The sequence below is a fragment of the Dialister sp. UBA1703 genome, from assembly GCA_002320515.1.
Taxonomy (GTDB): Bacteria; Bacillota; Negativicutes; order Veillonellales; family Dialisteraceae; genus Dialister.
Genome location: DCJJ01000173.1, coordinates 1 through 24130, shown reverse-complemented (window position 1 = coordinate 24130; position 24130 = coordinate 1). Strand labels below are relative to the sequence as shown.

The following is a 24130-nucleotide window of genomic DNA, read 5'->3' as shown; positions in this document are numbered from 1 at the left end:
CGAATTAATCAGTGCTTCCCTAACGCTCAGTATGACAGAGGAAGGCAGGAAGGGGGCGCGATACAGTTCCCGCTGGGTAAAGTTCTGCAAATCTTTCCACTCTGAACTCTTTGAATACTTTACACTATTGAACACAAGCTACTGAACGGTTCAATCATTCTATCCCGTTGTTCCAATCGGAGGAAAAATCATATATAATAGAGAAAATAACCGGTATATGGTTGGATTTCAGGGGGCATAAACAATGGGAGCAGGGAAGAAGGAAGCGATTGAGAAGGCGGCGCGCCGTCTTTTCAAAGAGAAGGGGTATCATGACACCTCCCTTCGGGACATCAGCCGGCAGGCGGGAGTGAGCGTGTCTTCCATATCCTATTATTTCGGCACGAAGGAGGACTTATACCAATGCCTTTTCCCGGAGGAGGAGAAGGAAAAGGCGCCGGATAAGAGGGAGCAGATTGAAAATGCGGCTATCCGCCTCTTTGCGCTGAAGGGATATTCCGATGTGTCCATCCGGGACATAGGGAAGGAAGCAGGGGTGAACAGCGCCGCCATTTCCTACTATTTCGGCGGCAAGAAGGAGCTCTATGCCGCCATTCTGGAGCGGGGGAGCGCCCTTCTGGTGGACTTCGTGGAAATGGCGGCGGACAGCACGAGGACGCCTATGGAAATCATGGAGCTTTACTCCCGTTTCTTTTTCCGCCTCATGAAGGAACATCCCTACATTCTCCGCATTTTTTCCTGGGAAATGATTCATCCCACCGATGTGTTTGCGTCCATCGGGAAGGAAAGGTTTGCCATGGTGCTGGTGGTGCTTCGGGCGGCGCTGACGGAGGGCATGGAGGAAGGCACTTTCCGGGGCAATCTGAAGCCTACGGAGGTCTGTATCTCCTGGGCCGGCATGGTGGCCTACTATTATCTCATGAGTGAAATCAAGAAAAGGTTTGCGGTGAAGGAGGAAATTTCAGAAGCCTCCTACATGGATCAGGCCTTTGATGTGCTCATGAACGGTATCAGGGAAAAGCCCGGCTCTTCCGACGGAGACATTTTTCATAAATAAAATCAATGATTGGTGAAAAGTAATGAATGATGGATAATATATAGGCAAAAATATATACCTGAAGGAATTAAAAATGGCTCATATGGCCGAAAAAAGTATGAAAATAGCGAATTTCTGCCTTGATGTAGAGGGTATCAGCGTTTAAAATAAAAAACGTAGTACTTTTCTCCGGATTCATTCCCTGAAAGGGTACGGATCCGGAGTTTTTTGTCAGATTTGGGAGTTTCATATGACAGAACAGAATCAGGAAATGCATGAGAACCTTGAGAGAGGACTGAAGAATCGGCACATCCAGCTGATCGGCCTTGGCGGGGCCATCGGGGTAGGCCTGTTCCTCGGGTCCGCCACGGCCATCGAGCTGGCAGGCCCTTCGGTGCTCCTCACCTACATCATCGGCGGCATCGCTATTTATTTCATTATGCGGGCCCTGGGTGAGCGCTCCGTGGCTTACCCCGTATCCGGCGCCTTCAGCGCCCACGCCGCCCGTTTCATGGGGCCGAAGTGGGGCTACCTTACCGGCTGGACGTACTGGTACATGTGGATGGTTACCTGTATGGCAGAGCTTACGGCGGTGGGGATATATATGAATTTCTGGTACCCCGACCTGCCCCAGTGGGTGTCGGCTCTCTGCGCGCTCCTCTTGATGACGGTGGTCAATTTCATTGCCGTTTCTGCTTACGGGGAGTTTGAATTCTGGTTTGCCCTGATTAAGATCTGCACCATTATCTTCATGATTATCGGCGGTGCCGGCATGATTCTTTTCGGCATCGGCAACGGCTGGGAGCCTGTGGGGATTACAAACCTCTGGACCCATGGCGGCTTCTTCCCCAACGGCATCGGCGGCACCCTCATGGCGCTGGTGATGGTGATGTACTCCTACCTAGGCATTGAAATCATCGGCGTCACCGCCGGCGAAGCCCATGACCCCCGGTCCACTATTAAGAAAGCCATTGATGAAGTATTCTGGCGTATCCTGATTTTCTATGTGCTGTCCCTCGGTGTCATCATGGCCATTTATCCCTGGGATGAAATCGGACATCTGGGCAGTCCCTTCGTCATTACCTTTGAAAGACTGGGCATTGCAGGAGCCGCTGACATTATCAACATCGTAGTCATTACGGCAGTCCTTTCTTCCTGCAACAGCGGCATCTTCAGTTCCGGCCGCATGCTTTACAACCTGTCCCTGCAGGGAAATGCACCTTCCTGCTTCCAGCGGCTGAACCGCCACCGCCTGCCCTGGGTAGGCATCGTATTCTCCGCCGCTGTGCTTCTTTTCTCCGTACTCATGAATTACATCATGCCGGCAAGGGTATTCGTCTATGTCACCAGTGTAGGCTCCTTCGGCGCCCTCTTCACCTGGTTCGTCATCCTCCGTACCCAGCAGAAGTTCCGCGCTTCCCTCTCCCAGGAAGAAAAGAAACTCCTTACCTATAAAATGCCCTTCGCTCCCTGGTCCGGCTACCTGACCATGCTCTTCCTCTTAGGGGTGGTTGTGGCCTCTGCCTTCCGCGATGATACAAGAGTGGCCCTCTATGTCACTCCCGTATGGTTTGCTATCCTTCTCATCGGCTACCATTTCATTGAAAAGAACAAGAGAAAACATGAACGAAACTCCGGCGGCTTCAGGGAAGAACCGGAAACAGCAGAGAGCTTTGCTGCTTCTCCTGCAGATGTGAGAATGAAATAAGCAGCAAACAGCTCCTTTCTGAGGAGCTGTTTTTTGTGGAAGGTTAAGAGTATATGACTGCTGCTCTTTCTTCAAAACTTTATCATTTATCGCTATTGAATTTTCCAATTTATATTGGAAACATTTGCAAATTCTGTTATAATAAACCGACAGTCAATTTAATAGGCATTGGGCAAAGCAGGCGAAAGCCTGTGACGCAAAACTATAGGGCCTGTAACATGGCAGCCAGCTGCACCGGAGTAGTAATTTCAGCAGGCACTGATTCTGTAGGGGAATCAGCGCTTTCCTTGGGGCGCAGCGTTTGCTGCACCCTTTGCCGTAATGTGTTAGGAATGGAAGCTTTGGATGAAAGAAGACAAATTTATATCGGATCTGGATATGAATGTGCCGGTAGCCTATGCTGCTTTTGAAGTGGTGATGGACGAAGACAACCAAAAAGCAGTGGATACCATCTATGTGTATGTCAATAAGGCCTACTGCGAAATGGTGGGGAGACGGAAGGAAGAACTGATTGGCCGCTCTTTCCGCTCCGTTTATGACAATGCCGATGAAAGATGGTTTGACTACTGCTATGAAGCAGCAAAGGGCAGACAGGTGCGAAGCCGCATGTACAGCCGGGAAGTGGGCCACTGGCTGGAATTTGAAGTGGAACCGGCAGGGGAAGGCCGGGCTGCCTTCATCTTTATGAATGTGGACATGGACCATGTGGAAAAGATGAAACTCCGCCAGTCCAGCAATACCGACGACATTATCATCCGCCTTGCCAAAATCATGAACGGCGGAGAAAGCTTTGAAAAAGCGGTGAACCACATGCTGGCCGAGCTGGGACGCATTATCCATGCCGACCGCCTCTACATCCTGGAAACCGACGGAAAAAAGGTAAGCAATACCTTTGAATGGTGCAGGGAAGGGGTAACGCCGGAAATCCAAACCCTCCAGGATTTGGACTATGATGACTATGTCGGCGGATGGGAAAATTTTCTTGTTGACAATACCAGTCTGGTATTGGAAGATATTGAAGTCCTCAGGGAAGACGACCCTGTGGATTATGAAAACCTGAAACGCCAGGGCATAAAGAGTATTATGGATTCTCCCATTTACGACGGAGGGAGCCTCATCGGCTACATCGGCGCTGACAACTATGAAATCAGCGATGCAGTGAATACACAGAAAGTACTGGAAACCATTTCCTATTTCCTGGGCGCCCGCATGGTAAACCAGAAACTCCTGAAAAGGCTGGACTACCTGAGCCACAGGGACATACTCACCGGCGCAAGAAACAGGAACGGGTTCATGGAAAAACTGGAAGAGCTGGAAAAACTGGATCATCCGGCGGGCATTGTATTCGGCGATGTGAATGGACTGAAAAGAGCCAACGATGAAGAAGGCCACGTGGCAGGGGACAGGCTGCTCCACCGCACCGCCAGGGTTATGCAGCAGTTCTGGGGCGATGAATACGTGTACCGCGCCGGCGGCGATGAATTCGTAGTCCTCCTGCCGGGCATTTCCGAATGCGCCTTTTACAGGAAATTCCAGGAATTCTATGACATGATGAACGCCAGGGACGACATGTCCGTAGCCTACGGCGCCCAGTGAGCCGAAAGCGGCAGCACCCTCTCCTCCGCCTTCAACCAGGCAGACCGGAAAATGTATAAGGATAAAAGAAAACACTACCACTGCTTTACAGGAGAACTTCACCCGGAAAATATGCAATAGTGTGCTGGTGGGCTTGCCTTCCCTTTTGAACCCTCTGAACCCTCTGAGCTTTTTCCACAACCCTTTTGCACAACTTGCCTGCGCCAGCAGGCCACAACCTACGGCGAAGCCGTGCCCTTCACGCCCAAAGGGCGTGTCTCTGAACCTTTCCCCACAACCTTTCCCCACAACCTTTTCTACAACCTGCGGGCCCGAAGGGCCCCGTCCCCTTTTGGCGCTTTGCGGCACCACCTTTCCCCGCAGGCGGGGACTATATGGGGGAACCCCTTGACAAGACCGTGCCCATTGGCTACAATGGACACATATTACAAAAGTGCTGATGGAAAAAAGTACTCATTCCGGAAGTCCTTCAGAGAGCCGGCATTTGGTGGGAACCGGCGGCGGAGGAATGGGGAAGTTCTTTCCTGAACTGCGCGGCTGAACTTTGGAGTAGGCTGCGACGTATGCCTCCGTTACAGGGCGTAGAGTCGATCTGATGAAGATAATTTGGGTGGTACCACGGATAATCCGTCCCTTGGGTACCACCCTTTTGTGTTTATTCAGGTAAACAGGGTGGTACCGCGATGTGTCCCGTCGTCCCTTGCTTAGAAATAAGCAGGGGACTTTTTGATTTCAGGATGGAAGGATGGAAAATATGAAGATGATGAAGATAGCAGGAGCCGCCATACTGGCGGCAGGGCTCCTTCTGGGAGGAGCAGGAAGCGCCTGGGCGGCGCACCTGGAGGATATTGCAGCCCGCGGCACCATCCGCGTAGGCACCACCGGCGATTACCGGCCCATGTCCTACAGGGAGGCCGACGGCAGCTATGAGGGCTTTGATACGGAGCTGGCAGAAAAGCTGGCAGACTCCCTTCATGTGAAGGTGTAGTACGTGCCCACCACCTGGAAGACCCTTTCCCAGGATACGGCAGACGGCAAATTCGACCTGGCCCTCTGCGGCATTACAAGAACCTTCGACAGGGAAAGAACCCTGGCCATGTCGGATGGCTACCTTCTCTTCGGCAAGACCATTCTCTGCCGGAAGGGGGAGGAAGGGAAATACAAGTCCCTCTCGGATTTGGACAGACCGGAAGTGAAGGTCATGGTGAATCCCGGCGGAACGAATGAAAAATTTGCAAAATCCCGCCTGCCCCATGCTACCCTCATCATTCATGAGAAGAATGCGGAAATCCCTTCACTCATTGCCAAGGGCAAGGCGGACGTGATGATTACGGAAACCATGGAGGCAAAGCGGTATGTACGGATGAACAAGAAGCTGGCGGCACCATTGGTGGACAAGCCCTTTACCAGAAGCCGCTTCGGCGCCCTCATGGCCAAGGGAGATCAGGATTTCCTGAACTATGTCAATTTCTTCCTGGCGGAAATGGAAACGAACGGTACCATGGATGCACTGGAAGATACATATATTAAATAAAGCAGTATAGGAATTTGGGAGGAAATAGAAATGAAGACATGGATGAAAATGAGTATGGCAGCAGTTCTGGCGGCAGCAGCCCTGGTATATGGAGGATGCGGCGGCAGCCAGCCTAAGGGAGGCGCCGGCTCCGCTTCCGGCAATCCCATCATCGGCGTAGTGCAGATCGTGCAGCACGGCTCCCTGGATGAGGCCAATAAAGGCTTTGTGGACGGACTGAAGGAAAGGGGCTACGGGGAAGACAAGGTCACCTTCGACCAGCAGAATGCCCAGGGCGACCAGTCCAACCTGAAGACCATCGCGTCCCGTTTCAAATCGGAAAAGCCGAAGCTCATCTGTGCCATTGCCACCCCTGCAGCCCAGGCAGTGGCCAATGAAATCAAGGATATTCCCATCGTAGGCACCGCCATTACGGACTACACCACCGCCAAGCTGGTGAAGAACGACGAAAAGCCCGGCGGCAACGTCACCGGTGTCAGCGACCTGGCTTCCATCGACGCCCAGATGGACCTGGGCAGAGCCCTGGTGCCCAATGCAAAAACCGTAGGCCTCATTTACTCTTCCAGTGAAGTGAACAGTGAAGTGCAGGCCAACATGATGAAGGATTACTGCAAAAAGAATAACCTGGCCATAGAGGAAAGAACTGTAAACAGCGTGAATGACATCCAGCAGGTGGCAGAATCCCTGGCAGGCAAAGTGGATTTCATCTATGTCCCCACCGACAACACCCTGGCCTCCTCCATCCCCACTCTCATGAAAGTCACCGACGCCAATAAGATTCCCGTCATCGTAGGGGCGGACATTATGGCCAAGGACGGCGCCCTGGCAGCCCTGTCCGTAGACTACTACAAACTGGGCGTGCAGACCGGCCACATGGCCGCCGACATTCTGGACGGCAAAATCAAGCCGGAAACTGCAGCCATCCAGCACCAGAAAGAATACACCATCGTCATCAATAAAAAGGATGCGGAAATCCTGGGTATCAAGATTCCCGATGAAATCGCTAAAAAGGCAAAGATGGTCTGAGCCACATAAGGTGAGACAGTGAGACAGTGAGACAGTCAGACAGTCAGACGTTAGACGTTTTAGCGCCATTCCGGCAGGAGTGACGCCGGTGCTGTCCCGCCCATCGTTATTACGAGCGCAGAGGAGCGTGGAAATCTCCCTTTGTCCTGGGATGGTCAGCATTGGGGCGTGAGATCTCTCGACGCAGAGTTTCAATGGGATGGAGAGCCATTCTCCCATAATGCCTTTCAGCCCCGCTCGAGATGACGCAGAGGCGGGCAGCCTGCGGTCATTTCGATGAGAATGACGCCGGTGCTGTCCGGCCCATCGTCATTACGACCGCAGAGGAGCGTGGAAATCTCCCTTTGTCCTGGGATGGTCAGCATTGGGGCGTGAGATTTCTCGACGCAGAGTTTCAATGGGATGGAGAGCCATTGTCCCATAACGCCTTTCAGCCCCGCTCGAGATGACGCAGAGGCGGGCGGTCTGCGGTCATTTCGATGAGAATGACGCCGGCGCTGCCCTGTCCCATCGTCATTTCGAGCGGAGGACAGCGGAGGAGTGATGCAGGCGGTTCATGGAGATAGTGAAGAGGAGTCGAGAAATCTCCCTCCGAAATGGAAAAGGCTCAATGGGCTGGAGTTCACCAGTCCACTAACTCACTAGTTCACTAGCTCACTAGCTCACTAGCTAACTAGCTCACTAGCTCACTGGCTCACTAACCCACTTGCTTACCAGCCCGCTCAATTTCCGAAATCACAGGGAAGTCATGATAAAAGGCAGTGAAGAAAGGATGACTGTTTCTTCACTGCCTTTTTTATGACCGGAATTCCCGGGGCGAAGGGCTGAAGATTTTCTGCTTCATCGCGTTGCAAAGCCCATAAAATCCATATTTTCTGTTTTTTCTCGGGAATAACTGTGATATAATAATCTTTAGGTATATCCTCATGTGGGTGTACGGAAAAAACGAGTAAAGAAGGCGGGGCTATGTCAGAAATCAAGGAAAGATTAGCCCATGTAATGGACCGGATTCATGAGGCTGAAAAGCGGTCTCCCTACGGGCAGAAGGTGACTCTGGTGGCGGTGACGAAGTTCCATCCTCTGGAGGATATGGAAGAAGCCATCGGCCTGGGGGTCAGCCAGGTAGGAGAAAACCGGGTCCAGGAAATGGGAGAAAAGTTCAAGGCCTTGACGCTTCCGGTGGTCTGGAATCTGCAGGGCCATCTGCAAAAGAATAAGGTAAAAAAGGCAGTGGCCATGGCTGATTTGATCCAGTCCGGCGATTCCCTGGACATTCTTCGGGAAATCGACCGCCGGGCCGGAGAAATCGGCAAGGTGCAGGATGTGCTTCTGGAATTCAATATTTCCGGAGAGGAATCGAAGCACGGCATGGCGCCGGACAGTCTGGATGATGTATGCAGAGAAGCATCCCTTCTTCCCCATATCCGGGTGAAGGGGCTCATGTGCATGGCGCCGGCCTATGAGGATGTGGAAAAGACCCGCCCCGTATTCCGGAAGGCCCACGGTATGTGGGAAGACATGAAAAAGAAATTTCCCGAAGGACAGATTTCCATCCTGTCCATGGGAATGACCCATGATTTTGAAATTGCCATTGAAGAAGGAGCCAATATGGTACGCATAGGCACAGCCATTTTTGGTGAAAGACACTATCATTGAGAGGAGAAAAAAATGAGTCTGCTTGATAAATTTAAGGACCAGTTTGTAGACAGGGATGAGGATGAAAGAGAAGAGGAAATGGAAGAGGAAGTACCGGCAGGTCCGGCTGCTCCCGTTCCGCCCCGTCCCTCTGCGGTAAGCCCGGTCAGAGGCATCGGCAGAACTGCCCAGCCCCGTCAGGCTGCCAAGCCCTATACCATGGTGGTGGTGAACCCCAAGAGCTATGGGGACGCTGAAAAAATCGGCGACCATCTGAAGGCTATGCGCCCGGTGGTGATGAACATGGAAAAAACCGACGCCGACGAAGCACAGCGGATTGTAGATTTCGTACAGGGCATCATGTACGCACTGGACGGCAGAATCGACCAGATTTCCGAAAACATTTATCTCTGCGCGCCGAATAATATGAGCGTATCCCGCGAAAATTTCGCCGCCTACCAGGATCAGCAGCAGGCACCGGCAGCACCCCAGTGGAACGCCCAGACACCTCAGGGACCTGAGGCTCCACAGGGCTGATGTCTTTTCTGTCCAAAGGAGTGAACTGGCTGAAAAACCAGTTTGAAGAAGCTCCGGAAGAAGACAGCTATGAGGAACCGGAACGGGAAGAGGGCGAAGATGTTCCTGCGGCAGGCGCGCTGCCCGCAAGGAGCATCAGGCCCCAGGAAGTGGATATCCTCGTTCCCGGATCCTACGGAGATGCCCGTCATGCAGTGGATGCCCTGGCAAGGGGCATGACGGTGATGGTTGTATTGAATGACAATGTGGATGATGAAGTGGCCAGCCGCTTTGTGGATTTCATGAGCGGCGCCGTCTATATGGCCCATGGAGATGTAATGCTCCTGAATGATGACGTGCTCATCTGCGTTCCCTCTACGGTGGACCTTCATGAAGACCGGCTGGCATTTGTATCAGGCATTCCGACCTGGAAAGGACCGTAGAAATGAAGAAAATCCTGATATTCGGCTGCGGAGCCATGGGGGGCGCCATCCTCTCCGGCTGCCTTGCCAAAGGGCTGTGGAAAAAAGAAGAAATATACGTAAAAGAGCATTCCGAAGAAGCGTCCCGTGAAAAGGCCGCCCGCTATGGTGTCCATGCTTCCATGGACGGCAGCGAGGCCAAAGACGCGGACATGGTCATCCTGGCGGTAAAGCCTAATGTGGTGCCCGGCGTGCTCAAAGAAATATCCCGGTATCATCCATCCCGGGTTCTTTCTATTGCAGCGGCAGTGACCATTGATACCCTGGAAGGAGCCCTTCCTGAAGGGACAGAGGTCATCCGGGTCATGCCCAATACCCCTGCCTCTGTAGGGGAAGGCATGGCTGCCATTGCACCGGGAAAGAAAGCGTCCCCGGAATTTGTAAAGGAAGCGGAAGATATTTTTTCCGCTTTAGGAAAAGAAGCGGTGGTCACAGAGCGGCAGCTGGATGAGCTGGGCGCCCTGTCCGGCGCCGGCCCGGGATATGCCTTCGTCATCATCGATGCCCTGGCCGATGCAGGCGTGCTTATCGGCCTGCCAAGAAAGCTGGCCATCGAAGCTGCCGCCCAGACCCTTTACGGCGCAGCGAAAATGGTGCTGGAAACAGGGAAACATCCTGCGGAGCTCCGTGACCAGGTCACCAGCCCCGGCGGCACCACCATTGCCGGCATTCATGCCATGGAAAGGGATGGCATCCGCGCCGCCCTCATGGACGGCGTCAAGGCCTGCCTTGAAAAATCAGACGCCATGGCAGGAAAATAAGAAAATCAGGGGAGACAGGGTTCTGTCTCTCCTGTTTCTCACAGGGAAGAGGATGAAATGAAAGATAGAGAAAAGATACTTCGTTATTTTGCAGCTTCCGGCGAGGAGTCCAAAGACATGGCCATGCGCCTTCTGGACCTGGCGGACGGAGTGGACCGGGGACGGCCCTTTGCCGTAGGCCCCTTCATGTCCCCCTTTGCCCGGCAGATCGGACAAACCATTGCGGCCCACATGAAGACGGTGAAATCTTCTGCCTTCGGCGGCTATCATGAAGCGGAGAGAGTACGCATCGCCTTCTGCAGGGAAGATTACGACGGCCCTGTGGACTATGGTGAAAGCCTCCTCTTCGTCACCTGGGACGGCAGGTACCGGCTCATCGGGCACAGGGATGTGCTGGGCTCCCTCATGGGCCTTGGCATTGACCGGGCGGTGCTGGGGGATATCCTCATGCAGGGCGCCGGCTGCCAGATCGTCGTGGACAGCGCCATGAAAGACTGGCTCATGGACAATTTCAAAAAAGTGGCCATGGTGCCGGTAAAGGTGGTAGAAATCCCCCTCTCCGATATTGAGCCCCCCAAGCAGACTGCCAAGGAAGTGAGGGCCACAGTAGCCTCCCTTCGCCTGGACGCCGTAGGTGCTGCAGGTTTCGGCATTTCCCGCTCCAAAATGGTGCAGGCCGTGGAAGATGAAAGAACCGAAGTGAACTGGCAGCCCGCCAAAAGCGCCTCCCAGACCGTGAAAGCAGGGGACATTATCAGTATCCGGGGCAGAGGCCGCATAGAAATCAAGGAAGAAACAGGGGTGAGCCGGAAAGGCCGTACAGGCCTGCTCATATACAGGTATAAGTGAGCGGGGGCAAAGGCCGGAAACTAGTAACTAGTTTCTAGTATCTAGTTTCCAGGTTCCAGGTTTTCTTGTACGTGCTGCCGGCAGCAGAGTATGCCGCTTTACGGCACTGCTGTTTCCATTAAGTATTAATTTCCAAAGGAGACATACAGCATGATTACACCAATGGATATACATAATAAAACTTTCTCCCGCCAGATCCGCGGCTATGCACAGGACGAGGTGAATACCTTCCTGGAAGAACTGGCCAAGGATTATGAACGGATTTACCGGGAACATCGTGAAATGGAAGAGGAAATGGACACCATCCGCACGAAGCTCCGAAACTATGAAAAGATGGAATCCACCATGTCCAACACCCTGGTCATGGCCCAGGAAACAGCGGACAATGTGAAGAAGAATGCCCACAAGGAGGCGGAACTCTCCATCCGGGAAGCCCAGAACGAAGCCCACAAGATCGTGGCTGACGCGGAAGCTGCCCGCCGCAAGATGAATGCAGACCTTCTGAAAACAGAGGGGGACATGAACCTGTACATCGAAAAGCTCCTTTCCAATTTCAAGTCCGCCCTGTCCCTCATCGAATCGGCCAAAGCGGTACAGGCTCCCCAGCCCGTAGAAGACGGCACTGCCCAAGCCGCTTCGGCAGCGGCAGAAGCGCCGAAGGCAGATGAACCAAAGGAAGAAGCTAAGGAAGAACCGGCTCCGGCAGCGCCGGAAGCTGCACCGGCGGCAGAAACTCCTGCCGGCGGCAACCTTTTCGACCAGGCTGCTGCCACCGCCAAGGGCGAAGAACCGGCTGCTTCGGCAGAAGACAGGGAATAAGCCTATGGAAGAGAAAAAGTACGTCACCGAATGGGCTAATGAAAACCTGGGCCTGACCCTGAAGATTACGAACATGGTGCACGAGGAACAGACCCCCTTCCAGCATATCCAAATCGCCGATACCCTGGAATACGGCAGACTCCTGATTCTGGACGGCGTGTTCCAGACCTCCGTGAAGGACGAATGGACCTACCATGAAATGATTTCCCACGTGCCCCTCATGCTCCATCCCCATCCGGAAAGGGTGCTTATCATCGGAGGCGGCGACGGCGGCGTGGCCCGGGAAGTGTGCCGCCATGACTGCGTCAACCAGGTGGACCTCTGCGACATTGACGGCAGGGTCATCGAACTTTCCAAGGAGTATTTTCCCACCATTTCCACGGTGCTCAGGAATCCGCCGGAAAAGCTCCACGTCCACGTAGGCGACGGCATCGCCTTTGCCAGGAGCGTGAAAGACTACTACGACGTCATCATCATCGACTGTTCCGATCCCATCGGACCGGGAGAAGGCCTCTTCACCAGAGATTTCTACAAAAGCGCCTATGCAGCCCTTCGGAAGGACGGCCTCATCGTGCAGCAGACCGAATCCCCCATTGTGCAGCAGAAAACAGTGCATGACGTATTCGAAGCCATGAATGACGTCTTCCCCCTTGTACGCATGTACTACTCCCACGTACCCATCTATCCCGCCTGCCTCCACTCCTTCATGCTGGCATCCAAGGTCTATGACCCCCTTACGGCGGAACCAAGAAAAGATGTGCCGACGCCTATGAAATACTACAATACCCACATCCAGAAAAGCTGCTTCGTCCTTCCTAACTTTATCAAGGAACTCCTCTACAAGGGAGAGCAGTCGTTTTAGTGGGCTGGTGGGCTGGTGTACTAGTGTACTAGTGTACTAGTGTACTAGTGTACTAGTGAGATAGTGGGCTGGTAAGCTGGTGGGCTTGCCCTCCCTTTTGAATCCTCTGAACTCTTTGAACCTTTCCCCATAACCTTTTCCACAACCCTTTTACACAACCTGCCTGCGCCAGCAGGCCACAACCTACGGCGAAGCCGTGCCCCTTCACGCTCAAAGGGCGTGTCTATGAACCCTCTTTGGTGCTAATGCACCACCTTTCCCCGCAAGCGGGGGTTAGAGAAACTTTGGAACCCAAATAAAAAAGCGTTGAAAACACAGGTTTTCAACGCTTTTTTGATGGATTTTATTTTTCCTTAGGGGTTTCATCGGAATGATTCAGTACCTGGTCTGCCAGATCCAGCCAGAGAGCTTTGTTTTCTTCCATGTACTGGATAAGGTGGCTGCTTTCCCGGGCTTCCAGGCCCAGGGCCTTGAGAATCAGTGCCACCACCTTGCGGCGGATTTCATCGTAGTTTATTTTCTGAGAGAAATCAAAGGAAATGAGATAGGAAGAAATCATGCCTTCGGAAATCAGGATGGCTGTATCAAGGCTGGAGTTGCGGGGGTGTCTCCGGCTCATCCATATCTCTTCGGCCAGCACGGAATGGCGCTTAATCAGCGCTTCCATGAGGAAGGGCGAGGTGTGGAATGCACAGGCCAGTTCCCTGATTACCGGGTTCTGCTCGGTGCAGTAGAGCTCCATAGCCAGAAGGCCTACGATGCGTCTTTCCGCAGACTCGCCTTCCAGAGCGCCATCGATTTTAGCTTTGGCTTTAGCCATAAATTCATCGGCCAAGGCAGCAAACAGGTGTTCCTTGTCTTCAAAAATATTGTAAATACTGCCGGAAGTAATTCCGGAATCCTGCACAATCTGTCGGATAGTCGTGGTTTTGTAACCCTGGGTCAGAAACAGTTTTTCAGCAGTTCTGAGAATCTGGTTACGTATACCCTTCATGTGGACTGCCCTTTTTTCGGACATAGTAATATATACCTCACTTTTCCCCTAAACAAAATGCGTATACACATAGTACATGCATACCTAAATGCCCCTGACTTGATTTATTATAAAAGACATTCCACCCGATTGTCAAACGAAAAATGAATTCATGATTGACGAAATATGGAATGCCTTGTGGAGGATGAGATGAAATCCCTGTATATGCCGCACTTTCATCTTCCTTCTAAAATTGACCCGATGGATTTACAATCAGAATAAAGAATAGAAAAAGAGGATTGGCCATGTCCGCCGGAAAGGGAGTGGAATGGGCGGAAAGATACATCTCTAGAAAATCCTATGAAACAGTATACACTTTTTCCCATTGATAGGGAATGTATAATTACATTTTTCCTGATTTTGGAAAGATATTCTCCCGTCCTGCCTTTTCCGGATAGAGGAAAGGAGCGGGACTTAGGGGAATCCCGCTCCTTCATTTCCTCTCCGGACAGAGGAAAAACACAGAGATTCACCGGTGAAGCGAAGCACCCTGCGCTTTCCATAGGGGCAGAAACTGCCCGAAGAGAATACCTTTGGAATGCAGAAGCATTCCGGTTCTAAAATCCAGAAAATTGAACTTTAGAACGCATTTAATTATGAATCCAAGTATGCTAAAAAGTCAATGGGGAATTAAAAATGATTCCCTGTTTATTAAGCATGGGCTATGGAAGACCGCAGCTTTGGGGCATGTTTAAGAACGGTATTTACGAGAAACCCCATAGGCAGCCAGCCCCAGGGCAGCTGCACTTAAAGCGGCGGCAGTCAGCCGGCCATAGGGAATGGAAGAAAGCTTCAGCTTCCGCTTTGCCGCATCCAGCGCCGTGACCGGTTTTACGGACACCGCAGCCAGGGCGCCCAGTTTCCCGTGGATGGTTACATACCGAAGCCCCGCCTCTTCCAGAAGATCCTTCAGCTCATCTTTACTGTACACCTTCATGCCGGGGATGAGCTTCTCATAAACCTGGTGAAGGGGACTGCCTCCCTTGGACTGGAGGATGAGGAAAGTGCCGCCGGGCTTTAATACCCGGAGAACCTCCTTCAGGCAGGCGGCAGGATCCTTCCAGAAATAAAAAGTTTCTTCCGCCAGGATGAAATCAAATTTATTTTCATTAAAAGGCAGCACATCGGCGGATCCCTCATACACCGAGCAGCGCCCTTCCCGGATGGCCTTCTCATTGAAACGGTAGGCAAAATCCACGGCCCGGAAGGAGGAATCAATGCCGGACACATGGCCTTTGGGCGCCTTCTCCAGAAGACGCATGAGATTCTTCCCGCCGCCGCAGCCGATGTCCAGGACTTCCGCATCCTCCGGAATGGACACTTGGGACAGCCCCCAGAGAGAAAGGGGCGTGTTCCACAGGTTCATGGCAGAAAGCAGGTACCCCTCCGTCTTCGGACCGGCATGAAATGGACTCTTCAGTAATGGTTTCATCATAACAGCCTCCTTTATTCATTTGCATTTTATGTCTTTTTATATTATAGCTGAAATAAGAAGAAGGGGTAAGATGGGGAAGGGAGTTTTGTTGGGGGCCGCAGGCAGCTTTCCCGCCGACTGGTATTTAGAGGCATTCCCCTCATTTACTACTCTTACCGAGATTCTTCGCTTCGCTCAGGATGACCAGTGGGAGGCGGGAAGGTTTGTACGTAGCGCTGACTTTATAATCATTGCCGCGTAGCGGCCACCCACAACCCTCGGCCTGAAAGGCCGTCAAACCTGAGAACCCTCTGGCCTAACGGGCCGGTCAAACTCAAGAACCTTTCTATACAACCCTTCTATACAACCCTTCTATACAACCCGCCGCCGTCAGGCGGCCACAACCCTCCGGCCGACAGGCCGGTCAATCTTAAGAACCTTTTGCGCCCGAAGGGCGCGCCCCTCTGAACCTTTATCTCTTTGTATATTCTGCATAAACAGCATAACCCGATTTCTTCCCCTGAACATGATGAAAAATCCGGTAATTACCGGAAAAATCAATCTTAATAAAAATAAAAATGCATAAAAAGTGAAAAAATTTCAATTTCCCCTATTGCACATTTATGCAAAGCGCTGTATAATTATCACATCTTAAGAAAAGCCCCCGTGAAGGGCTCATGAAATTGTCTATATTCAATGAAGAAAGGCGGCATTCCTATGGCTGATGTAAAAAATGTTAAAAAAGTAGTTCTTGCTTATTCCGGCGGACTGGATACTTCCGTAATTATCCCCTGGCTGAAAGAAAATTATGGCTGTGAAGTCATTGCCTGCACGGTGAATCTGGGCCAGCCCGAAGATTTCGATGCTATCCATAAGAAAGCCCTCGCTTCCGGCGCTTCTGCAGCGGAAACTCTGGATGTAAGAAAAGAATTCATCGAAGAATACGCTTATAAAGTCCTTCAGGCTGATGGCCGGTATGAAGGCAAGTACCTGCTGGGCACTTCCTTTGCCCGTCCCCTTATCGGCAAATGTCTGGTGAACATGGCCAAGAAGTATGGCGCTGACGCTATCTGCCACGGTGCTACCGGCAAGGGCAATGACCAGGTTCGTTTCGAACTGACCATCAAAGCCCTGGCTCCCCATATGAAGATCATCGCTCCCTGGAGAATCTGGGATATGAAGTCCAGGGAAGATGAAATGAAGTATGCGGAAGCCCATGGCGTGCCCATTGACAAGTACGATGAAAAGCAGACCGATGAAGAAAAGGCTGCCCAGAAATATCCGTACTCCATGGACTGGAATATGTGGCACCTGTCCCATGAAGGGGATGACCTGGAAAATCCGGCCAATGCACCGCACAAGGATATGTACCTGGTTACCTGCGATCCTGAGGATGCTCCTGACAAGGATGAACTGGTTACCATTGAATTTGAAAAGGGCGTGCCCACCGCTGTCAACGGCAAGAAGATGGACGGCGTGGAACTGGTGAATACACTGAATGCTATCGGCGCAAGAAACGGCATCGGCATCGATGACCTGGTAGAAAACAGACTGGTAGGCATGAAGTCCCGCGGCGTTTATGAAAACCCCTGCGGCTCCATCCTCTTCTATGCCCACACGGAACTGGAAAGACTGTGCCTGGACCGGGCTACCTTCCATTTCAAGGAAGTGGCTGCAGTGAAATATTCCGAACTGGTTTATGACGGCATGTGGTTTGCACCTTTGAGAGAAGCACTCCAGGCTTTTGCCGATAAGACTTCTGAAACCGTAACCGGCAAGGTCACCCTGCGCCTCTACAAGGGCAACATTATGTCCCACGGCGCAGAAAGCCCCTATTCCCTGTACAATGAAGAATTCGTCACCTTTGGTGAAGATGATGTATACAACCAGGCTGACGCAGAAGGCTTCATCAACCTCTTCGGTCTGCCTCTTACCATCCGGGCCCTCATGAAGGAGAAGAATGCAAAATGAGTGATATGATGTGGGGCGGACGCTTTACGAAAGCGGAGGAAAAAAATGCCCTTGATTTCAACGCATCCATTTCCTATGACTGCCGGATGTATAAAGAAGACATTGCCGGTTCCAAAGCCCATGCGAAAATGCTTGCCCGCCACGGCATCATTTCAGAAGAAGACTGTGAGAAAATCACAGAAGGCCTTTCCAAAATCAAGAAGGAAATCGATGATGGAAAGTTCCCCTTCTCCGTGGAACTGGAAGATATCCATATGAACGTGGAAAAGCGCCTCACCGACGATATCGGCGATGCAGGCGCAAGGCTCCACACCGCCAGGAGCCGGAACGACCAGTGCGCTCTGGACCTCCATATGTACATGAAAAGACAGATGGGCCGTCTGGCGGACAAGCTCATCGCTCTGGAAGAAGCCCTTCTGCAGTCTGCGGAAAAGTACAAGGATGTGATCCTGCCCGGCTATACCCATATGCAGCGGGCCCAGCCGGTGCTCTTTGCCCATCATATGCTCTGCTACTTCGCCATGCTGGAAAGAGATTTCCAGCGGCTGGAGGACTGCCATGAAATGGCGGACATGTCCCCCATCGGTGCCTGTGCCCTGGCGGGAACCACCTATCCCACCAATCCTTTGGAAGAAGCGGAAGACCTCCATTTCTCCAAGGTGTATGGAAACAGTCTGGATGCCGTGTCCGACAGGGACTATCTCCTGCAGTTCCTCTCCTTTGCTTCCATCTGCGCCATGCACCTGTCCAGGCTCTCTGAGGAATTCATCTACTGGAGCACCAGCGAATTCCATTTCATCGAACTGGACGACGGCTACTCCACCGGAAGCTCCATCATGCCCCAGAAAAAGAATCCGGATATGTGCGAACTTATCCGCGGCAAAACCGGCCGTATCTATGGAAGCCTCATGGGCCTCCTCACTGTAATGAAGGGCCTGCCCCTGGCCTATGACAAGGACATGCAGGAAGATAAGGAAGGAGTCTTTGACGCCATTGACACCCTCTACTTTGCCCTGGACATTTACGCCGGCATGATCAGCACCATGACCGTCAACGGCAGCCATACCCGGGAAGTGTTGGAACACGACTTCTCCAACGCCACGGACATGGCGGACTACCTGGCCAAGAAGGGCCTTCCCTTCCGTCAGGCCCATGCGGTGGTAGGAAGTGCGGTACACTACTGCATAGAGCACCACAAAGTGCTCCATGACCTCAACATGGAAGAACTGAAATCCATGAGCCCTCTCTTTGAAGAAGACATTATGGAAGCCCTGAAAATAGAAAACTGCGTGAAAAATCGTGAAAGCTACGGCGGCACAGGGCCGAAATCCGTAGAACGCCAGAAAGCCCACGGCAAAGAAGCGGTGGCAGCTATGAAAGAAAAGGCTGCCCAGTGGAAAGAATCCATGGCCTTCCTGGGATAATAGAAGCCATAGCGCCCTGCGCTTGGTATAGACAATTTCACAGGAAAAAGCCCCCGCGAAAGCAGGGGCTTTTTCCTTGGGGAATTTGAGAATTTGAGAATTTGAGAATTGAGATTTGAGGTTTGAGGGGTTCCTATTCAGCATGGGACGAATGCGGGTCATAGAGGCAGGTAGAGGCAGGAAACTCCCCGGCCCGCCTGATGGGTTATACAGTACCCCATCGGTAAGCAGTAAGCGGACAGCGTCCCACTGTCCCACTGTCTCACTGTCTCACTGTCTCACCAGCCCACCAGCCCACCAGCCCACCAGCTCACTAGTTCACTCATCCTCACATCTTCCTGATCAGCAGGAACCGGATTTTTTCCCAAAGGCCCATCTCTTCCAGGCAGTTCTTTCTTGCTTTGGCGATAAGGGAGGCGGCCTGTTCCTTTTCATCTTTGGAAAGGGGGACGCCGGAGAATCTGGATTTCACAAGGAGGTCGATTAGACGGTCGAATCCTTCAAATCTCTTATCTTTCCGGAAGGCTTTCTTCTGCTCTTCATAGCTTCCCTTTCTGGGAATGCCGGCGTAGAGGGCAAGGCGGTCCATGTAGTCCAGAAGGCGGTTGAAGGATGCTTTGCTTTCCGGCGCGCGGCGGATAAGGCGGTTTACAGCGGAGAGGCGAAAGAGGATGAAGATGGCAGCGGCGGCAAGGATAAGGGGAAGGAGGAGAAGTCCTTTAGGAAGGGGCTTGGATGAAGGGGCTCCCGGGTTCTGCGGGGCGAGCTGCGGCGGATTCCCGGAAGGTTCTCCCTTCTGGGAATCCGGCTGCTCCTGCCGGTTTTGGGGCTTCTGCTGAGGCTCCTGCCTGGATGGACTGTTTTTATCCTTCTCATCCATCGGTGCGTCGGGAGCGCCGGAGTCGTTTCTCTTTTTGTCTTCCGGAATGGGGAAGGGGTTGTCCGTGCCTTCATAGCCCGGCGTCATTTCCACCGGCCGCCATCCCAGACCGTCTACGTACACCTCGGCCCAGGCATGGGCGTGGTGGTCGTTAATGCTGTACTGATGGAGGCCGTCTTTGGAAAGGGGTGCCCCGTTGATTTCATCCTTTCCCACAGTCAGGCCCACGGCGTAGCGGGCGGGAATGCCGGAGGCCCGGAGAAGCATGACGGCGGCGGAAGCAAAGGAGGTGCAGTAGCCCTTTCTGCTTTCCGTGAGGAAGTAGGAAATGAAATCTTTCCCCTCCGGCGTTTTGCCGGGGCTTCTGGTATAGCGGTAATTTTCAGCAAGGAAACGGCGGATATCCTCCACCCGCTGCCGTTTTTCCGAAAGGGATTTCACCGGCGGGAGGGGGCCCAGGGCGGCAAGGCCTTCTTTTACGGAATCCGGAATGGCCAGATAGTGATTGTACACGAAGCGGCGGTATTCCCTTTCCCCTTCTATGTAGGTGCGGAAATAGGGATCACTGCTGCTTTCTTTATCCATCATGGAGAGAAGGGCGCCGGAGGGAAGAGCCCACCGGTAGGTGCTGTAAGCCTTTCCTTCCCCGCTTATGGGGGAGCGGTCATAGGCAAAGAGAGGGGCGCCGAAGCTGGCATCGTAGGGAAGAAGGAGGAAACGGGTCTTTTCGTAGACTGCGTCGATGGCGAAATCCTTTTTCAGTCCGTCCGGGGTTTCTCCCCTGTCCAGATAGTTGGAAAGGCTCTGGGAAAGGGCGGGGCTCCGGGCAATGACTTCCATGAGCCAGGCGCCCTGGTCGTACCATTCGCCGTTATTTTTGTCAAATAAATGCCTGACCCCTTCATAGCTGCTGTCCGGCAGATCCTTCCAGAGGTTCTTTTCATATTCCCCGCCGCTCCAGCTGCGAAGGTAAAGGCGGCTCTCTGCGTCTGCCGTTTCCATATCCGAAATGATTCGGCCGGAGTAGCGGATGCCGTTTACGCTGCCCAGCTTCTGGTTTCCGGCGGCCCCTTTCATCATGCCGGTGTAGGCATTGCCTGCATGGAAGATGGGGTCGTAGGGGTCCACGAAGGAAACGATTTCCTCCTGCATTCTGGCAAAGAGGGAGGGCTGCTCATAGCGGCTCTCGGGAATGAGGAAGGAAATCACAAGTCCGAAGACCAGGGCGGAAAGAAAGGCCGGCACTTCGGGATGGGAAAATCCTCCCTTCAGCCGGGCAGGAAGGGAAATTACATAGGCACCGGCAGGAACCAGGCCAAAGACAGGGGGATTCAGGCCGAAATAGAATCCTGTAAGAAGGATGGCAAGGGAGAGGAGAGCAGACAGGGCTGCTCCTCCTTTAGAAATGAATCCGCAGAGGAAAAGCCAGGAAAGGAGAAGGAGAAGGAAAATTTCCGCCGGAAGGGGACTTGCTCCGTAAGGCAGCTTCGGAATGGCTATTTCCACATCGTAAGGTTCCTTCAGCGTGGTAAGGAAGGGCACGGAAAGGGCGGTGAAGCTGCTTTCCATGGACGATTTGAAGAGGATGAGGACTGCCGCAAGGCAGACAAACAGTAGGGCTGCCAGCGGAAAACGTTTCTTTTCCGGCAGGAGGGCAAGAAGAAAATTTCCGGCCATCACGATAAGAAAGGCCAGAAGGCCGTAGAGGAAACTGCTTCCTCCTTCATAGGAGAAGAGAAGGGCCGCTGTTCCGGCGGCGCCCAGAGCGGACAGGAGGGCGGTGAAGAATGTGGTTCTCGTCATCATGCATTCCCTCCCAGCGCATTGTAAATACTATCCCTGCCGGACAGGGCAGTGCCTGCCCCTTCAGCGGCGCACCAGATGGTGGGGGAAAGCTGGGGCGGACAGGGGGGACGGGGATTTCCTGTAATATAGCAGATGGGGACATAGGGCGAAAGGTCGGCCCCCATCAGGGCCTCCTCCGTGCCGGCCCGAAGGAAACCGGACAGGGCGTCTGCCCAGTCCTCCCTGGTGCGGATGGTTTGGGAAACGGAGCCTTTTCCCGTGGCAAAGACGAAACGGAAAGGAATGCGGGCGGAAAGCAGCGCCAGCCCGGAAGACAGCAGGGCGTCGCCCACCGTGTCCCGGAGTATGTCATTTCTTTCATAGTCCGCCGCCAGCACGATACGGTCGCTGCCGGAGGGAGCCGAATCCCGCACGTACACCTCATCCTTCCGGGCGGTTACCTTCCAGTTGATGAGGTGGGGATTGTCGCCGGGCTTATACTCCACGGCGCCGAAGTACTCTTTGTCTTCGCTTCCTGCAATGCGGCGGAGGGCGGAGAGGGCAGCCTGAAAAGTCCCCACCTGCCGGGGATAGACAAGGAAAGAAGAGGCGGTTATATCCCTTTTAAAATGGAAAAGGGCAAAGGGATCCTTCCAGAAAAAGGTGATTTTTCCGGGAGAAAAGCGGCCGCAGTGGAGCACTTCCCTGGTGAAATAGAAAATGAATCCATCCTTTGTCTCTTCATAGGATTCGAAGGGAGCGCCGTCCAGCAGCACCTCCAGGGAAGAGAGAAAGGGGAGGAAAGGACTTTTCAGGAAAATGGCGATTTCCGCCTGTTCGCCCCTTACCACATGGGAAGGAGCGGACAGGGAGCACACCACCCTTTTCCCCGCCTGCCGGCTTCCGAAGTACAGGGCTGCCGGCGCCAGCAGAAGCATGAGGAAGAGCAGGAAGGCATCATACTGGTCGTACATCACCATGAGGAAAAGGGCGATGAAAAGAAGGAATACATAGTAAAAGCGGCCCATTTATGCCTCCTTCAGTGATGGCAGGGGCAGGGAAGAAAGAATCTCGGCAAGCACCGACTCCGTCGTCTTTCCATTGTACCGGGCATCGCCGGAAAGAGATATGCGGTGGCCCAGGGTATAGGGCGCCACTGCAGCCACATCGTCGGGGGTGGCATAAGCGCGTCCCTCCATCAAAGCATGGGCCCGGGTCATGGCAGAAAGGGCCATGGTGCCTCTGGGAGAAACGCCAAGGCGGATGTCCGGATGATTTCTGGTAGCCCGGGCAATGTCCACCATGTAGCCGTAAAGGCTGTCCTCCACATGGACGCGGGATGCCTCCTCCCGAAGGGCGAGGAGCCCTTCCGGCGTAACGACGGCAGAAAGACCGTCGGCTGGATTCTTCTTCTCTCCGGAAAGAATGCGGATTTCATCTTCCCTTTTCGGATAGCCTACGGTAATGCGGATCATGAAACGGTCCGTCTGGGACTCCGGCAGCTCCTGGGTGCCGGAAGAACCGAAGGGATTCTGGGTGGCCATGACGATAAAAGGCTGGGGCACGGCATAGGTCTTCCCGTCCACCGAAAGACGGCCCTCCTGCATGACCTCCAAAAGAGCGGATTGGGTCTTCGGAGATGCCCGGTTGATTTCATCGGCCAGGAAGAAATTGGTCATGGCGCTTCCCGCCATGTAGCGGAAGGTACCGGAATTCTTATCGTACATGGAAAAGCCCGTAATATCCGATGGCAGCACGTCGGGAGTAAACTGCATGCGCTTATAGTCCAGCCCCAGCACATGGGTAAAGGCCACGGCAATGGTAGTCTTCCCCACGCCGGGAATGTCGTCGATCAGGATATGGCCCCCCGCCAGAATGGCGGTCAATATGCGGCGCAGCACCTCGTCCTTGCCCAGCACCGCCTTTCTCGTTTCAGAAAGGATCGCATCAATGGTTTCTTTTGTATTCATAGGGATACCTCAATTCTTGTACATAATTAATATATTACCTATTATACCCCCTGTGGGAAGAGTCCTTGGATGCATTGGCTGACTCATGTAAGTGGCGCCTCCCCGTATTTGCAGCAGTAAGAGGGGGCAGGCGCCGAAAGCGGCCTATAAAACCTGCGGCGAAGCCGCCACCACCACCCTCAGCGCCGCAGGCGCGTCAAACTTAAGAACCTTAAGAACCCTCGGGCCGGAGGCCTGTCCACCTTTCCCTTTACAGCCCTTCTAAACAACCAGCGGCGAAAGCCGCACCCGCTTTCTTGCCCATTGAGGCGTGAGATTTCTCCACTCCGCTTCGCTTCGGTCGAAATGACGAGAGGGGCGCTCGCCAACATCGTCATCTCGAGCGGGGGGATGCGCCGGTATGGGTGTTAGAGGGGAACCGCTTCGATGAAACTCTGAGTCGAGAGATTTCCCAACCCAATGCTTCCTGTACCATGGTGGAGTGAGATTTCTCCACTCTGTGGAGACTCTGCATAGAGTCTCCAAGTCAGCCGAAGTTGGCCTCTAGCCTGCACAATAAGAGGCTTTCCTATTGGCGGCTGACCGGCTTTGGTCGAAATGACGGAGGGCGCGCCCATTTTCTTTAAAATTCGCGCCCGAAGGGCGCCACCATCACCCTCGGCCCGAAGGGCCGTTGCCCCCTGAGCGAAATCGACGCAACCCTTCGACACAACCTGCGGCGCCAGCCGCGCCCCCTTTTTTATAATCTGCGGCGTCAGCAGCCACCACCACCCTCTGAACCTTCTGAACCCGGGCCGCGGAGCGGCCCTTAGTGTAAAATTTTACTCGG

18 protein-coding genes, 1 pseudogene, 1 riboswitch and 1 other annotated feature are annotated in these 24130 nt (G+C 53.2%); of the genes and pseudogenes, 14 read left to right on the top strand and 5 right to left on the bottom strand.

Annotation, left to right across the window (positions count from 1 at the left end):
• Positions 1–244: 244 nt before the first annotated feature.
• From B2Y11_RS08515 to speE, 12 genes and pseudogenes are all read left to right on the top strand, one after another.
• Positions 245–1057, top strand: a complete 813-nt coding sequence (locus tag B2Y11_RS08515; RefSeq protein WP_291058030.1) for a TetR/AcrR family transcriptional regulator — start codon at positions 245–247, stop codon at positions 1055–1057.
• 229 nt (positions 1058–1286) lie between these two features.
• Positions 1287–2744, top strand: a complete 1458-nt coding sequence (locus B2Y11_RS08510; protein WP_291058029.1) for an amino acid permease — start codon at positions 1287–1289, stop codon at positions 2742–2744.
• Positions 2745–2905: 161 nt separating this feature from the next.
• Positions 2906–2981, top strand: a riboswitch (cyclic di-GMP riboswitch).
• Positions 2982–3089: 108 nt separating this feature from the next.
• Positions 3090–4340, top strand: coding sequence for a sensor domain-containing diguanylate cyclase (locus B2Y11_RS08505; protein WP_291058028.1), 1251 nt, complete (start codon positions 3090–3092; stop codon positions 4338–4340).
• 427 nt (positions 4341–4767) lie between these two features.
• Positions 4768–4978: a binding site (T-box leader), on the top strand.
• Positions 4979–5085: 107 nt separating this feature from the next.
• A pseudogene (locus tag B2Y11_RS08500) lies at positions 5086–5874 on the top strand (transporter substrate-binding domain-containing protein).
• Between the two features lie 30 nt (positions 5875–5904).
• Complete coding sequence (locus B2Y11_RS08495; RefSeq protein ID WP_291058027.1) at positions 5905–6900, top strand: ABC transporter substrate-binding protein; 996 nt, start codon at positions 5905–5907, stop codon at positions 6898–6900.
• A 966-nt stretch (positions 6901–7866) separates the two neighbouring features.
• Positions 7867–8556, top strand: a complete 690-nt coding sequence (locus B2Y11_RS08490; RefSeq protein ID WP_291058026.1) for a YggS family pyridoxal phosphate-dependent enzyme — start codon at positions 7867–7869, stop codon at positions 8554–8556.
• Positions 8557–8568: 12 nt separating this feature from the next.
• Positions 8569–9072 (top strand): cell division protein SepF, encoded by a 504-nt coding sequence (locus B2Y11_RS08485; protein ID WP_291058025.1) that lies wholly within the window; start codon positions 8569–8571, stop codon positions 9070–9072.
• On the top strand, positions 9072–9494 hold the full coding sequence (sepF, locus tag B2Y11_RS08480; RefSeq protein ID WP_291058024.1) for a cell division protein SepF: 423 nt from the start codon (positions 9072–9074) through the stop codon (positions 9492–9494). The genes B2Y11_RS08485 and sepF overlap by 1 nt, the downstream gene beginning before the upstream one ends.
• 2 nt (positions 9495–9496) lie before the next feature.
• On the top strand, positions 9497–10294 hold the full coding sequence (gene proC, locus B2Y11_RS08475; RefSeq protein ID WP_291058023.1) for a pyrroline-5-carboxylate reductase: 798 nt from the start codon (positions 9497–9499) through the stop codon (positions 10292–10294).
• A gap of 57 nt (positions 10295–10351) precedes the next feature.
• Positions 10352–11143: an RNA-binding protein gene (locus B2Y11_RS08470; protein WP_291058022.1), complete on the top strand. Its 792-nt coding sequence runs from the start codon at positions 10352–10354 to the stop codon at positions 11141–11143.
• A 150-nt stretch (positions 11144–11293) separates the two neighbouring features.
• Entirely contained in the window at positions 11294–11962 is a 669-nt protein-coding gene (locus B2Y11_RS08465) for a DivIVA domain-containing protein (protein WP_291058021.1), read from the top strand.
• Between the two features lie 4 nt (positions 11963–11966).
• A complete protein-coding gene (gene speE, locus B2Y11_RS08460) occupies positions 11967–12824 on the top strand; it encodes a polyamine aminopropyltransferase (protein WP_291058020.1) in 858 nt (285 codons plus the stop codon).
• Between the two features lie 343 nt (positions 12825–13167).
• Here speE and B2Y11_RS08455 read toward each other — a convergent pair whose 3' ends face one another.
• Both B2Y11_RS08455 and B2Y11_RS08450 read right to left on the bottom strand, forming a co-directional pair.
• Positions 13168–13818 (bottom strand): TetR/AcrR family transcriptional regulator, encoded by a 651-nt coding sequence (locus B2Y11_RS08455; RefSeq protein ID WP_291058019.1) that lies wholly within the window; start codon positions 13816–13818, stop codon positions 13168–13170.
• A gap of 730 nt (positions 13819–14548) precedes the next feature.
• Positions 14549–15292 (bottom strand): class I SAM-dependent methyltransferase, encoded by a 744-nt coding sequence (locus B2Y11_RS08450; RefSeq protein WP_291058018.1) that lies wholly within the window; start codon positions 15290–15292, stop codon positions 14549–14551.
• A gap of 696 nt (positions 15293–15988) precedes the next feature.
• Here B2Y11_RS08450 and B2Y11_RS08445 point away from each other — a divergent pair.
• Together B2Y11_RS08445 and argH are read left to right on the top strand one after the other, a co-directional pair.
• Complete coding sequence (locus tag B2Y11_RS08445; protein WP_291058017.1) at positions 15989–17242, top strand: argininosuccinate synthase; 1254 nt, start codon at positions 15989–15991, stop codon at positions 17240–17242.
• Positions 17239–18666: an argininosuccinate lyase gene (gene argH / locus B2Y11_RS08440; RefSeq protein ID WP_291058016.1), complete on the top strand. Its 1428-nt coding sequence runs from the start codon at positions 17239–17241 to the stop codon at positions 18664–18666. The genes B2Y11_RS08445 and argH overlap by 4 nt, the downstream gene beginning before the upstream one ends.
• A 328-nt stretch (positions 18667–18994) precedes the next feature.
• Here argH and B2Y11_RS08435 read toward each other — a convergent pair whose 3' ends face one another.
• Genes B2Y11_RS08435 through B2Y11_RS08425 form a run of 3 tightly spaced genes read right to left on the bottom strand, consistent with a single transcriptional unit; the run spans position 18995 to position 23301 of the window.
• Positions 18995–21352 (bottom strand): transglutaminase-like domain-containing protein, encoded by a 2358-nt coding sequence (locus B2Y11_RS08435; RefSeq protein ID WP_291058015.1) that lies wholly within the window; start codon positions 21350–21352, stop codon positions 18995–18997.
• On the bottom strand, positions 21349–22359 hold the full coding sequence (locus B2Y11_RS08430) for a DUF58 domain-containing protein (RefSeq protein WP_291058014.1): 1011 nt from the start codon (positions 22357–22359) through the stop codon (positions 21349–21351). The genes B2Y11_RS08435 and B2Y11_RS08430 overlap by 4 nt, the downstream gene beginning before the upstream one ends.
• A complete protein-coding gene (locus B2Y11_RS08425) occupies positions 22360–23301 on the bottom strand; it encodes an AAA family ATPase (RefSeq protein WP_291058013.1) in 942 nt (313 codons plus the stop codon).
• Between the last annotated feature and the right edge of the window lie 829 nt (positions 23302–24130).